The 12642-nt window shown below is 69.0% G+C and carries 15 protein-coding genes; 9 read left to right on the top strand and 6 right to left on the bottom strand.

The genetic code is table 11. From position 1 onward, the window contains the following. Nucleotides 1-150 precede the first annotated feature (150 nt). The 4 genes from BIV03_RS01050 (at nucleotide 151) to BIV03_RS01065 (ending at nucleotide 2286) form a co-directional block, all read left to right on the top strand. Nucleotides 151-693 carry a hypothetical protein gene (locus tag BIV03_RS01050; protein ID WP_071294294.1) on the top strand — a complete coding sequence of 181 codons (543 nt, stop codon included), beginning with the start codon at nucleotides 151-153 and terminating at the stop codon, nucleotides 691-693. 144 nt (nucleotides 694-837) lie between these two features. Beyond that, nucleotides 838-1455 carry a recombinase family protein gene (locus tag BIV03_RS01055; protein ID WP_071294295.1) on the top strand — a complete coding sequence of 206 codons (618 nt, stop codon included), beginning with the start codon at nucleotides 838-840 and terminating at the stop codon, nucleotides 1453-1455. Beyond that, complete coding sequence (locus tag BIV03_RS01060; protein WP_139201815.1) at nucleotides 1452-1907, top strand: hypothetical protein; 456 nt, start codon at nucleotides 1452-1454, stop codon at nucleotides 1905-1907. The genes BIV03_RS01055 and BIV03_RS01060 overlap by 4 nt, the downstream gene beginning before the upstream one ends. Nucleotides 1908-2046: 139 nt before the next feature. Continuing rightward, on the top strand, nucleotides 2047-2286 hold the full coding sequence (locus BIV03_RS01065) for a hypothetical protein (RefSeq protein ID WP_071294297.1): 240 nt from the start codon (nucleotides 2047-2049) through the stop codon (nucleotides 2284-2286). On the opposite strand, the gene BIV03_RS18955 is transcribed toward BIV03_RS01065, so the two are convergent. The 3 genes from BIV03_RS18955 to BIV03_RS18965 form a co-directional block, all read right to left on the bottom strand. Continuing rightward, nucleotides 2283-2765 carry a hypothetical protein gene (locus BIV03_RS18955; protein ID WP_139201816.1) on the bottom strand — a complete coding sequence of 161 codons (483 nt, stop codon included), beginning with the start codon at nucleotides 2763-2765 and terminating at the stop codon, nucleotides 2283-2285. The two genes, BIV03_RS01065 and BIV03_RS18955, sit on opposite strands and share 4 nt — an antisense overlap. Nucleotides 2766-2896: 131 nt before the next feature. Continuing rightward, nucleotides 2897-3469 carry a hypothetical protein gene (locus BIV03_RS18960; protein ID WP_139201817.1) on the bottom strand — a complete coding sequence of 191 codons (573 nt, stop codon included), beginning with the start codon at nucleotides 3467-3469 and terminating at the stop codon, nucleotides 2897-2899. Continuing rightward, nucleotides 3466-3789, bottom strand: coding sequence for a hypothetical protein (locus BIV03_RS18965; protein WP_139201818.1), 324 nt, complete (start codon nucleotides 3787-3789; stop codon nucleotides 3466-3468). The genes BIV03_RS18960 and BIV03_RS18965 overlap by 4 nt, the downstream gene beginning before the upstream one ends. 250 nt (nucleotides 3790-4039) lie before the next feature. On the opposite strand from BIV03_RS18965, the gene BIV03_RS01070 reads away from it, so the two are divergent. After that, on the top strand, nucleotides 4040-4801 hold the full coding sequence (locus BIV03_RS01070) for a hypothetical protein (RefSeq protein WP_071294298.1): 762 nt from the start codon (nucleotides 4040-4042) through the stop codon (nucleotides 4799-4801). 324 nt (nucleotides 4802-5125) lie between these two features. Here the strand turns inward: BIV03_RS01070 and BIV03_RS01075 are convergent, their stop codons facing one another. After that, nucleotides 5126-6229 carry a Gfo/Idh/MocA family protein gene (locus tag BIV03_RS01075; protein ID WP_071294299.1) on the bottom strand — a complete coding sequence of 368 codons (1104 nt, stop codon included), beginning with the start codon at nucleotides 6227-6229 and terminating at the stop codon, nucleotides 5126-5128. Then, nucleotides 6226-7026 (bottom strand): sugar phosphate isomerase/epimerase, encoded by an 801-nt coding sequence (locus BIV03_RS01080; RefSeq protein WP_175475662.1) that lies wholly within the window; start codon nucleotides 7024-7026, stop codon nucleotides 6226-6228. The genes BIV03_RS01075 and BIV03_RS01080 overlap by 4 nt, the downstream gene beginning before the upstream one ends. 257 nt (nucleotides 7027-7283) lie before the next feature. On the opposite strand from BIV03_RS01080, the gene BIV03_RS01085 reads away from it, so the two are divergent. The 4 genes from BIV03_RS01085 to BIV03_RS01100 all read left to right on the top strand — a co-directional run bounded on the left by BIV03_RS01085 (nucleotide 7284) and on the right by BIV03_RS01100 (nucleotide 11946). Further along, nucleotides 7284-8579 (top strand): MFS transporter, encoded by a 1296-nt coding sequence (locus tag BIV03_RS01085; protein WP_071294300.1) that lies wholly within the window; start codon nucleotides 7284-7286, stop codon nucleotides 8577-8579. Nucleotides 8580-8583: 4 nt separating this feature from the next. Further along, nucleotides 8584-9792, top strand: a complete 1209-nt coding sequence (locus BIV03_RS01090; RefSeq protein ID WP_071294301.1) for an MFS transporter — start codon at nucleotides 8584-8586, stop codon at nucleotides 9790-9792. An 86-nt stretch (nucleotides 9793-9878) separates the two neighbouring features. Next, nucleotides 9879-11201: a carboxylesterase family protein gene (locus BIV03_RS01095; protein WP_071294302.1), complete on the top strand. Its 1323-nt coding sequence runs from the start codon at nucleotides 9879-9881 to the stop codon at nucleotides 11199-11201. Nucleotides 11202-11355: 154 nt separating this feature from the next. Continuing rightward, nucleotides 11356-11946 (top strand): TetR/AcrR family transcriptional regulator, encoded by a 591-nt coding sequence (locus BIV03_RS01100; protein ID WP_070417389.1) that lies wholly within the window; start codon nucleotides 11356-11358, stop codon nucleotides 11944-11946. 19 nt (nucleotides 11947-11965) lie between these two features. On the opposite strand, the gene BIV03_RS01105 is transcribed toward BIV03_RS01100, so the two are convergent. Then, nucleotides 11966-12586 (bottom strand): GNAT family N-acetyltransferase, encoded by a 621-nt coding sequence (locus BIV03_RS01105; protein ID WP_071294362.1) that lies wholly within the window; start codon nucleotides 12584-12586, stop codon nucleotides 11966-11968. Nucleotides 12587-12642: the final 56 nt, after the last annotated feature.

A 12642-nucleotide genomic window follows, 5' to 3' on the forward strand; every position in this document is an offset into this window, starting at 1 on the left:
GGCGACGACCCGCCAGCATCCCCATCCCACCGATCAACGGAGATCCCGATGGCACCCGAACTTCATGTCCCCTCCCTGACACACCTCAGAGACTTCGCTCGAGCCCGCGTCGCTGGCCGCCCACACCACGTCGCGCAGGACAAAGCGCAGGTGAACGCCGCTGCCGGCGACCGGTTCTTCGCCTTCGCCTACGAACGCCTACTCACCAGCACCATCCAGTTCGTCGACCATGGCCGACGTGGAGACGCACTTGACCGAGCCCACGAGTCTGCGTCCCCACGCATGGCGGCCAGCTACCGCTCAGTCGCGCAAGGTCTGACCCAAATCCTGCACGACCAGGACGTCGTGACCGCTAGACGGCAGCAGCGCAACGTCGTCGTCATGGACCCGGACACCGGCGACAGTCTCGTCAGCCTCCGACTCCACCTCATCCTCACGCCTCAGCACGGGCCGGCGATCGGCACGCACGTGTACTTCCCGGAACAAGCTCTCGCCCCCGTCGAGCGATCCGTGATGGAAACAGCCGTCGCTCTCGCGACCGAACAAGCCGACCCCACCCTCTCCCCCGGCATCGCGTTGGCGCGCGCGGGAACGATGGTCCTGGTCGGTAACGAAGCTCTCTCGACTGATCGGCTCGAGATGCTTCGGGCGGTTTCGAGGGACTACGTCGACCAGTGGGACACCCAGGAGTAGGAGTATCACCTGTCTCGATAGCCGATCGCTTACCGAGACGGCACGAGCTCGAGGACGAAGCCCGAGATAGCGCATAGTCGGCCAGTCTCAGATAGGTAGTCCGAAATAGGTTCCGGTGACGGTGCCCTATGCGAGACTCAAGGCATGGAGTCCGGATGGACCCTCGGCTACGCCCGCGTCTCGACCGACAGCCAGGACCTCATTGCACAGACCGACGCCCTCGTAGCGCTCGGAGTGCCGGCAGAACGGGTCTTCACAGACAAGGGCATGACCGGCACCAAGCGCGATCGCCCAGGACTCAAGTCGGCGCTAGCAGCGTGCCGACCGGGAGACACCCTCGTCGTCACGAAACTCGACCGGCTCGCAAGATCCCTCCGCGATGCGACAGACATCGCAGAGGAGCTCACGCGCCGCGGCGTGAAGCTGAACCTCGGCGGATCCATCTACGACCCCACCGACCCGGTCGGGCGACTCCTCTTCAACGTGCTCGGCATGGTCGCAGAGTTCGAATCCGACCTCATCCGGGCACGCACGCGAGAAGGCATGGCGACCGCGAAGGTCCGCGGGAAGCTCAAGGGACGGAAGCCCAAGCTCTCCCCTGCCCAGGAGCGTCACCTCGTCGCACTACACCGCGCCGGCGACCACTCGATCGCCGAGCTCGTGGAGCTGTTCGATATCGGCCGTGCGACCGTGTACCGAGCACTTGATCGGCACCCCGTGGCAGACGCCGCGGACCTCACTCTCCCCCGCGTCGACGCATGATCGAGCCGGGTCTCGGTGCGATCGTCGGATCGTCGATCGCATCAGTCGGGGCGCTCGTCGTCGGCGTCTGGGCCGCTTGCTCGAACCGGCGGACTGCCCTGGAAGCACAGCGATCGGCGGATCGGGCGGAAGCTCTGGTACGTGTGCTGCACATCGCGGAAGCCACTGGCCAGGGAGAGCAGGATCGCATCTTCAACCTCTCCGTTGCGCGGGCCTCACACGAGTCAGGATTCGACCCTGTGACCAGTGAGCCGGACGACCCGTACGCGCCTGCGCGGCGCAAGGGGATCCACGAGCTGTCACGGGAGGAGCTGGCCGAAAGTGCAGCCCTTGTAGCGGCGTACGGTTCCCCCGAAATTGACCGGACGTGGGACGAATGGCAGCGCACCCTCGATGCGATCGCAGACGCCTTCGTCGATGCCGAAGCGAAGTACTGGGAGGACCAACTTTGACCGGAGCCCTCCGACTTCGCGACGGCTGCTGGAGCCGAGTTGCGGGCTCGGAGTGCGCTTGCCGCTGAGGTTCGGCGAGAGCTGACGGAGAGCCGCGGTCGGGCACGACGGTGACATGAACTGAAGTACGATCACCGTCATGACGACGATCGGTCCGGATCTCAAAGCGATGCTCACCCGAGATATTCAGGGCGCACAAAGCCCGGCCGATCGTGCCGCGCTGCTGTACGAGGTGGCCAAGTTGTTCTTCGACCGACTGCCCCCGCTCCCGGAAGGCGCCGATGGGGCTACGTCCGCCAGCGAGCGTACGTCCATCGGAGCCGTCGTAGATGCTGCACGAACTCACTACGAGGCCGCAGATGCGGGCCAGTTGGACTAGAAAATTCTGGGGCCCTCGTCGTCGTTGACGAGCCCGTTCTCAGCGACCATGACCGCCTGGCGGAGGGCGTGTTCGGTCGCAGCTAGGCCCTCTCCCGCGCGCCAAGCAACGACAGCTCTGGCAAAAAGGCCGTAAGCGTTCGGTTGCGGACTTGCTTCACCGTTGGCAATGCGGTCCCACGCGGCGCTCAAGCGATCGGTTGCGTCACGCTCAGAGGCTGGGGCTCGGAGCTTCACGAGCTCCAACGCCATCGACACGGCACCCATCTGAGGTCTCCCCTTCGGGTATGTGGCTGGGTTTCCAGTCCAGAGGTCTACCAAGCGACGCCACTCATCCGCAGTTGCGGTGACGTCTACAAGGCTCCGAAGCAGGTTCTCAATCGCGTGCTCCAGCGCGGTCGCGCGTGCCTGATCTTCAGCATATCGACGAGCGTTACGCGAGACAGATGCAGTGCCGACGACACCGATAGTGGCGCCCACGCTCGCTCCTATGACTGCGGCGAGAACTTGGCCAAGATCAAGAGTGAAGACGACATTTGACCCGGCGGCGCGAAAATTCACATTGCTAGCAATCGACAGCATGTCATAGCACGCGATATCGGAAGGTAGCATCAAGTTCTCGGTGAGCGCCGGGGATCGTACTGAGCCGCGCTGTCCGCGTCGTCGTTGCCGTCCGTCGGTGCAGCTTCCACGCGGATGCTGACCAACTCACCCGTCGCTGAACTTACAATTCGGAAGCCGGCCTTCGGCGTCACGTCGAGGGCATCCCAGAGCTGTCTAGGCAGGACTCCTCGAACACCAGCCAGAGACCCATGCTCGATGCCTTCAACCGCGAGAGGGCCCGACGGCCTGGTTTCCGCCCGAGCTTGTGCCGGCAGTTCAAAGATCCACTGTCCCGAATCGAACCTTGCTCGCGCCAGGTCAGAGGACAGCCGTTGACCCGCGCTGAAGAGCTGGGGTATCGCATTGGGCAAATCGACGTAGGGGACCTTGACCACACTCGGATCCTCGCTCTTCTCGCCCGCAGGTGACTCGCTCTTCTCTGCCGCCGGTGACGCGGCTCTATCTTCGGCGCCATCGAGCGAGATGCTGGCGATGTCGGTGAGCCATTGTGGCGGCTTGGTGCCCTCGTCCTCGAGGAGGGCGACCCGGGCACGTGCAGCAGCGATCTCTGACTTCTTCATCGCGGCTCCTTCGGTCCTAATGCCGTTGAAACTTCGGTCAACAGGTGCTTGTCGAACTTCGTTAGCCGAGCAGGTGGAGCCTCGGACCACTTCAAGCGGTTCGATTTCACGAGTTCCTCGACAAGGAGCATGCCTACTGCCCTTGTCTCATCATCGGTTGAAGTCGCGAGCGTCAGCGCCTTGTCGATCCGGTCCCACAGCTGTGAGCGGCGGTCGGCCCACATGCGCTGAACCACAACCGCAGCCGCAGCCGACGCGGTGAGTAGGGCGGCGCTGCCTGCGATGACCAGCGTGAGGGTGAGGTCCCAGGGTCCTGGCATGTCGGCACCTCTCCACTCGCTCTAATACCGTCGGACCAACCTAGCGACTAGAGGTCCAACGCCCGTCCGATTGCGCAGAGGACACCGTACCCACGAGCACCAGCACCGTCGCATCGCCCCTTACGCTACCGCGCACGGGTACGCGGAGATAGCGCACCATAGCCTGAGATAGCATGTGCTATCAGGCACTTGATGGTGCCACTCCGTGATAGCGACTGCTAGCAGTCGCTACTCCATTCCGTGCTCCTCGATGTGCGCCAGCAACACGTACGACCAGCGCAACCGCCTGGTCGCCACGGTGAACACCGCCGGCGGCGGGACCGTGTCCTACGGGTACGACCTCGCCGGGAACACGGCGCAGGTGACGGACTCCACGGGCACTGTCTCGCACACGTACGACGCGTCCGAGGTCCTCACCGCGACGACGTACCCGACGAGCTCCGGTGAGGCCCGGCAGCTGTACTGGACGGACAAGAACGGCCGCCGCACCGACACGTGGCTGAACGCCACACCGAATGCCGACCCCACCCAGGATCCGACGTGGTGGAGCGCGCACCAGAAGCTGACCTACGACAAGTCCGGCAAGGTCACCAAGGTGCAGGCCTGGGCAGCCGACGAGGACCCCCAGCTCGTGGTCGACACCGACTACTGCTACATGGCGTCCACCACTGCTCCGACCTGCACGGTGTCGACGGCGAACGACCGCACGAAGCTGCAGTGGGCGAAGGACAACATCACCGGGCAGGCGACCAACTACGCGTACAAGAACACCGACGGCACCCCGAGCAGGCACCTCACCGGGATCACCCAGACCGGCGGCACCAACCCGACGAACTGGACGTACACGTACGACGACGCCGGCAACCGCACCGAAGCCAAGGCAACCAACGCTGCCACCGACGCGGTCATCAGCGACCAGAAGCTGACCTACAACGCCGCCTCGCAGATCACCACGGATGGGTATACGTACGACGGGACCGGCAACCTCACCAAGGCGCCGGGGGAGACGTAAGACCGGTTGAACCTTTACGCCGTCCGGACTGCGCGCGAGCCCGGGAATCTAGGACCGACGAACGGATTGTTTGTCGGATTAGATGATTCATCGTGCGGTCCGCGGATCTACTGAAACGTCGCGGCGACCACCCGAGGGCCGGGCGTTCCGGGACGGTGCGCTCCTGCCCGGGGACGACGTCGACGTGGTCGGCTCGACGTTTCACGAGTGGCTCGCGACCGCACGGCCGTAGCCGACGCACCGGAGCCGCGCCGCGCCTCCTGGCCCCCCGTACGCAGAACGGCCGGCCCCTGTCGGAGCCGGCCGTCCTGCGGAGCGCAGAAGCTACGCGGTGAGCACCGCAGCCGACGGATCGAAGTCCTCCGGCAGCGGCGGGACACGGTCCACCGTCGACGTGATGTCGACGGCGGAACCCGACGCCGCAGCGTCGCGGATGCCGAGCAGCACGTCGAGGACGTGCAGCGCGACCGCACCCGAGGCGCGCTCGGGACGGTCCTCGGCGATGGCGCGCGCGAGCTCGACGACCCCGGTGCCACGACCCCAGGTGGAGCCGATCGCCTCGAGGGTCTCGGGTTCCTCCTGGCCGTAGCGCCAGAGCTGCGACGAGCCCTCGAACGTGTTCGGGTCCGGCAGCGAGATCGTGCCGAGCGTGCCGTTGATCTCGACGAAGCCCATGCGCGGCAGCGCGTGCTGGAACGAGAACGTCGACTGGGCGGACTGCCCGCCGGCGAACTCGATCAGGGCGGCGTGGTGCGTGGGGACCTCGACCGGGAACGTCTCGCCGGCGCGGGGGCCGGACGCGATCGTGCGACGGTCGAGCGACTTCGAGGACACGGCCTGCACGCGGCTGGCGGTGCCGAACGCGTGCACGAGGGTCGTCACGTAGTACGGGCCCATGTCGAACAGGGGACCGGCGCCCTCGGCGAACAGGAAGTCCGGGTTCGGGTGCCACGCCTCGGGTCCGGGCACGTGGAACAGCGTCGTCGCGGTCAGCGGCTCGCCGATGTCACCGCGGGCGATGGCACGGAGCGCCGTCTGGATGCCCGCGCCGAGCACGGTGTCCGGAGCGGTCGCGACCCGGAGTCCCTTCGACGCAGCGGAGGCGAGCACCGCGGCGGCCGACTCGTGGTCGGTCGCGATCGGCTTCTCGCTCCACACGTGCTTGCCGGCGTCGATGATCTGCTGGTCGACCTCGGCGTGGGCCGCCGGGATCGTCAGGTTGATCACGATGCTGATGTCGTCGCGGGCGAGGAGCTCGTCGACCGAGCCGGACGCGCCGACCCCGTACTCCGCTGCCTGGGCCGCTGCGCGGTCGAGCAGCACGTCGGCGACGAACCGGACCTCGACGTCGGCGAACTTGGTCAGGTTCTCCAGGTACTGCGTGGAGATGTTGCCGGCACCGATGATGCCGATCCCGACACGGGTCACTTGTCGTTGTCCTTCAGCCAGGCGAGGGACTCGGTGATGCCCTCGAAGACGTCGCCGGAGTACGCGTCGAACTCGACGACGCGGATGGCCTGCGGCGCCGCGGCGAGGATGGCCGGGACGTCGACGTCGCCCTGACCGGCGGGGGTCTGGTTCTCGAAGGCACGCTGCAGCGCCTCGGGGACGACGAGTGCGCTCTCGGACGAGGGCAGCGCGGTGAGGATGTCGCCGTCGACCTTGCCGTCCTTGACGTGGATCGCGACGACGCGGTCGCCGAGCGACTTCAGGACGGCGGGGGCGTCGGCGCCACCGACGGTCGCCCAGAAGGTGTCGAGCTCGAGCACCGTCTCCGGGCTGATCTGCGAGACGAAGTGGTCGTAGACCGTGCGGCCGTCGACCTTGTTCGTGAACTCCCACTGGTGGTTGTGGTAGCCGAACTTGAGGCCGCGCGAGGCTGCCTCGGCGGTGAGGACGTTGACGCGCTCGGCGATCTTCGCGACGTCGTCGGCGGTCTGCCAGCGGTCGGTCGGGATGAACGGGTCGATGACGGTCTGGATGCCGAGGCGCTCGGCCGCGTCCCAGATCGGGGCGGTGTCCTCGGCGTCGATCACGGCGACGTGGCCGGACGGGGCCGTGAGGCCGGTGGCGGCGAAGGCGCGCTCGAGGTCCGCGGCACGCTCGACGAACGCGTAGGGCTCGACGTTCTCGTACCCGATCTCGGCGACACGGGCGATCGCCTTGTCGAGGTCTTCCGCGATGGCGTCGCGCAGCGAGTACAGCTGCACAGAGGTGGTGGGCATTGCGTGAGGCTCCTTCGGTCCTGACTGGGTGTCGCGGCACCGGGTGTCGCAGCACCGGGTGTCGCAGTCCGTCGAGGAGCGATGCTCCACGGCGAGATCGATGACGACGCTACCCCAAAAACCACCCGGTGTGTAGTTTTTGCTGCGCTCCGTGACGCACGCCGCTGCATGAACGACACCTGTCGATGTATGCTCAACCAGTCAAAACCGTGCGCAAGACGGTTTTGGACGGCGAAGCATCGACTCAAGGAGGCGTCATGAGCACACCCGAACCCGGCAGCCCGGCACTGCTGAACCCCGAAGAGGGCATCACGCAGCCGGTCAGCACGATGCGGGTGGGCATCGGCTACCAGATCGCGCTGTTCCTCGGGCAGTTCGGCCTCTTCGTCGCGCTCATGGCACCGGTCTACGTGAGCATGCAGCTCAAGGCGCAGGCCCTGGTCGGGGACGACGCCGCGAACGTCATCGGCTCCGTCCTGCCGATCGGTGCGTTCGGCGCGCTCATCATGAACCCCCTGGCCGGCGCGCTGTCCGACCGCACCCGCACCCGCTGGGGCCGGCGTCGTCCGTGGCTCATGAGCGGCGTCGTCGTCTTCGCGATCGCACTCGCCTGGATCGCCTACGCACCCGACGTGCTCAACCTGACGCTCGCGTGGCTGCTCGCCCAGCTCGCCGCCAACGCGACCCTCGCCACCCTGCTGGCGAGCTTCGCCGACAACGTCCCGCAGCTCCAGCGCGGCCGGTCGTCGAGCATCATCGCGCTCGCGCAGAACCTCGCCGTGCTCGCCGGCACCTACCTGTCGGTGTTCTTCGTCGCGAACCTGCCCGTGCTGTTCATCGCGCCCGGCATCCTGGCGATCATCCTCGTCGCCGTCTACGCGGTCGTCGCCCGGGACGAGCTGCCGACGTACACGCTCAAGAAGTTCACGTTCCTCAACCTCATCTCGTCGTTCTGGACGAACCCGATCAAGAACCCGGACTTCGCGTTCGCGTGGTGGTCGCGCTTCCTGATCATCCTCGCGACGTTCATGTTCACGACGTACCGGTTGCTCTACATGCAGGAGCACATCGGCATCGAGGACGCGAAGCAGGCCACCGAGGCCGTCGCGTTCGGCGTGCTGCTCTACACGATCGCGCTCCTGGTCAGCGCGGCGCTCTCGGGGTGGGCGTCCGACAAGCTGGGTCGCCGCAAGGTGTTCGTCGGCGGCTCGACGGCCCTCTTCGCGGTGGGCCTCGTCGTCCTCGCGCACGCCGAGACCGTGAACGGCTTCTACGTCGCCGAGGTCATCATGGGCTTCGCGTACGGCATCTACTCCGCGATCGACACCGCACTCGTCGTCGACGTGCTCCCGAACGCCGACCGTCCCGGTAAGGACCTCGGCGTCATCAACATCGCGAACGCGCTGCCCCAGTCGCTCGCGCCGGCGATCTCGCTCTTCTTCCTGTCGATCGGCAGCTCGCACGCCGACAACTACGTCCTCATGTGCTGGGCCGCGGGTGTCGTCGCACTCCTCGGCGCCCTTGTGGTGATCCCCATCAAGCGGGTTCGATAGCCGGATGCACCAGCTCGGGGTCGACGAGGACCGCAGACAGCTCGCCGGGTGGCGGAACGCCATCGTCATCGCGTTCGCGATCGGTGGGGTGAGCCTCGCAGCGTGGGGTCCGCGGCTGCCCGAGCTCCGGCTCGAGCTCGGTGTGGACGTCGGGACCATCGGGCTCATGCTCGGCGGGGTCACGATCGGGTCCATCGGCGGCCTGCTCAGCGCGGCCCCGCTGCTGCGCCGACTCGGCGGGCGCCGGGCGCTCACCGCGGTGGTCGTGCTGGTCCCGGTCGCGATCGCCGTCATCGGGACGGCAGCCGCGCTCCACTCCGTCCCGCTGGCAGCGGTCGGGTTCGTGGTCGCCGGCGCGGGCATCGGCTCGCTGGACGTGATGGCGAACGTCGAGGGCACGGCGATCGAGGCGCTCGCCGGTCGCACGCTGCTCCCGCTGATGCACGCGGCCTGGTCGGGAGGCGCGGCCCTCGGCGCCGGGATCGCCGCCCTCTGCGCGTGGCTCGGCATCACCCCGTCGGCGCAGCTCCTCGGTGAGGCCGTCGTCATCCTCGTGGTCGGTGTGCTCGCGATGCGGGGCATCCCGGACGGCACCCGTGCCGAGGAACACGACACGACGCTCACACCCCGGCAGCGACTCCGGCAGTGGGCACGAGGGTGGGCGGACGTCCGACTGCTCCTCATCGGGGTGGTCATGCTCGGCGTCGAACTCGGTGAGGGCTCGGCGAACAACTGGCTCGCCCTCGCCACCACCGACGGGCACGGGCAGACCGCGGCGGTCGGTGCGCTGTTCTTCACGGTGTTCGCCGTCTCCGAGGCGGCCACCCGCGTCTTCGCCGGCCCCGTCGTGGACCGGCTCGGACGTGTGCGGACCGTGCGGTGGACGACCGCGCTCGGCATCGTCGGCGCCGTGCTCTTCATCGTCGGCGGGAGCTGGTGGCTCACCCTCGTGGGCGTCATGCTCTGGGCGGTCGGCGTCTCGATGGGCTTCCCGCTCGGGATGTCGGCGGCGGCGCAGAGCGGCCCGAACCCGGCGGCCCGTGTCAGCGTGGTCGCCTCGATCGGGTACTTCGCGAACTTCGCGGGGCCGCCCGTCATCGGTGCGATCGCGGAGCACGTCGGCGCGCTGAGCGCGCTCTGGCTGGTGGCGGTGCTGTTCGTCGCGGCGTTCGCCGCGTCCGGCTCGTTGCGGCCCGTCGTGCGCCGCGAGTGACGGAGGGACTGCGGGACGGGAGGCGCGGTGCGGGCCCGCACCGTCCCTCCAGGCCGTGCACTGGTCACGCTGGCTAGCGTGGACGGATGCTCGACGCCGCCTCGCTGACCTGGGACCCACCTGCCGGACGCATCACCGGCGTCGCGGACGGGAGTGTCGTCCGGGCCCTCGGCATCCCCTACGCCCGTGCCGAGCGCTTCGCCGTCCCGGAGCCGGTCCCCGCGTTCGCCGAGCCGTTCCCGGCGACCACCCCGTCGCCCGTGGCGCCGCAGCCGCAGGCGACCTTCGTCGACCAGCTGCTCCACCCGGTGGAGGGCCTCGTCGTCGACGAGCACTGCCAGCGGCTGTCGATCACGATGCCCGCAGACGCCCGGTCGGGCGAGCGGCTGCCCGTCATCGTCTGGATCCACGGCGGCTCCTACGTCATCGGCGGTGGTGACCTGCCGATCTACGACGCGCGCGACCTCGTCACGGAGCAGCGGGTCGTGTTCGTCTCGGTGACGTTCCGGCTCGGTGTGCTCGGGTTCCTCGGCGACGGGGAGACCGTCCCGGCGAACCTCGGGCTGCTCGACCTCGTCGAGGCGCTGCGGTGGGTGCAGGCGAACATCGCGGCCTTCGGTGGTGACCCGGACCTCGTCACCGTGGCTGGTCAGTCCGCCGGGGGCGACGCCGCGGCCCACCTCATGATCAGCGACGGAGCAGCCGGCCTCTTCCGGCGGGTGATCGTCCAGAGTGCACCGCTCGGGCTGTCGCGGGGTCGGGCGCGGATGAACCGGGCGATGGTCCGGGCCGTCGGAGCCGTGCTCCCGGACACCCCGCTCGACGAGGTGCTCGATCGCCAGGCCCTCGGCAGCCGGGCCGCCGCACCCTTCGGGTTGCCCGGAGGCATGCCCTACGGCACCCAGTACGGGTTCGCGCCGCTCCCCGCCGAGCGTGACACCGGGCAGGCATGGCGCGACGCGGCTCCGGACGTCGACGTCCTGATCGGCTCCGGTGCGGACGAGACCGCGATGTACGTGCCGCTGATCCCCGGGCTGCGATCACTCGCCCGGGTGCGAGCCGTGCGACCGCTGTTGCGCTGGCTGCTCGTGCGCCCGCTGTCCGAGGTCATCTACGGGCGGGACGTCCGTCGGTTCGCGGCGCGGCACCGGGCCGCCGGTGGTCGGGCGACCTCGTACCGGCTGCACCGCGGCGTGACCGTGCAGCCGACCGGGGCCGTGCACATGAGCGACCTGCCGCTGCTGCTCGGCGGTCGCGAGGCCTGGGCCGGCTCGCGCTTCGTGCCGCAGCGGGACTGGCCCGAGGTCGAGCGGCGCGGGCGGGCCTTCCGGGCGATCTGGGCGGAGTTCGCGCGGACCGGCCGGGTCACCGCGGCGGACGACGAGACGCTGACGTTCGACCGGGGCTGACGGGCGGCCTCGTGCTGGCGTGGCGGCGGTCCGCGGGGCGGGGCTGACGGGGCGCCGGGTACCTGCCCCTCTGGCTGGGCCGGCGCGGTGCGCCTGGTACCACCCCTGAACTGGCGACTCGCGGGGCCGCCGGGTCCCCCGGAGAATCGACGGCATGCCCGAGTCCGACGCCGACCTGCGCGCCCGCATCGTCACGGGCGCCATCGAGGCGTACCGCGCGTCGGACTTCCACACCGTCGGTCCCGCCGAGGTCGCCGCCCACGCCGAGGTCCCGGAAGCCGAGGTCCGACGGGTCTACCCGCTGTGGGAGCTCCTCGTCGTCGCCGTCATGGACCGGTGGAACAACGGCAGCCGTCGTGCGCTGTGGGTCGTGGCCGAGCGCTCGGGCGCGGTCGCGTACCTCCGCGCGCGACTCGAGGTCGGCCGTGACGACCCCGCACTGGTCCGGCTCCGGGTCGCGCTGCTCAGCGCCGCCTCGAGCCCCGACCACCCCGCGGCCGGCTGGTTCCGCGGGCAGTACACCCGCTCGTTCGAGGACGTGACGCTCGCCCTCGTGCGGGACGTCGTCGCCGGACGGGAGCCGCGCGGCACCTCGCCCCGGCACGCCGCCGAGCAGCTCGTCGCCCTCTACGAGGGGCTGCAGCTGCAGTCGCTCCTGCGCGACGACGCCGATCCCCTCGCCGGGTTCGACCGGGCGGTCGCACGGATGCGGGTCGGCTGGGCGTCTGCCGCCGCGACCGTCTGAGCGGTCACGGGCCTGGTCGTCAGCAGTCCTTCCGGTAGACCCAGCGACGCGGCGTCGGGTGCGACACCTCGGTGAAGCCCGCCGCCTCGAACACCGACCGCGGCCCGACGAACATCGCGCCGCCGCCGTCCGTCGCACCCGGAGCCGGTTCGGTCGGGTACCCCTCGACCGCCGTCGCACCCGATCGACGCGCGTGGTCCACCGCCCCGCCGAGCAGCGCGCGGCTGACGCCCTGCCGACGGAAGCCCCGCCGGACGACGAAGCACGAGACCACCCAGACCGCCGGGTCGTCGGGGTCCTCGTCACGCCCGCTCCACGGCACCTTCGCGCCGCGCAGCCGCACCAGCCCGGGCCGGGGTTCGACCGCCACCCACCAAACCGGCTCGCCGTCGCGGTAGGCGACCACACCGGTCGACGTGCGTGCCGTGGAGTCGTCACAGCCGGTCTCCCGGTGGAAGCGCTCGCGCCGTTCGTCGTTCGGCATCGCCCGGAACTCCGCCGCCGAGGCCTTGAACCACCGACACCAGCAGTGCGCGGGATCGCCGCGCTCGCCGAAGACCAGTTCGAGGTCCGTCCACGCCGCCTCGTTCGCGGGCAGGCAGGTGATCGCGCCGAGGGGCGTCGGGGTCGAGGTCGTCATCGTCACCGTCCGGGAGAGCGTCGGTACGGGGCACGGTAGTCCGGTCCAGGCGCGTC

The sequence above is a fragment of the Curtobacterium sp. MCBA15_016 genome, from assembly GCF_001865105.1.
In the GTDB taxonomy this organism is placed as follows: domain Bacteria; phylum Actinomycetota; class Actinomycetes; order Actinomycetales; family Microbacteriaceae; genus Curtobacterium.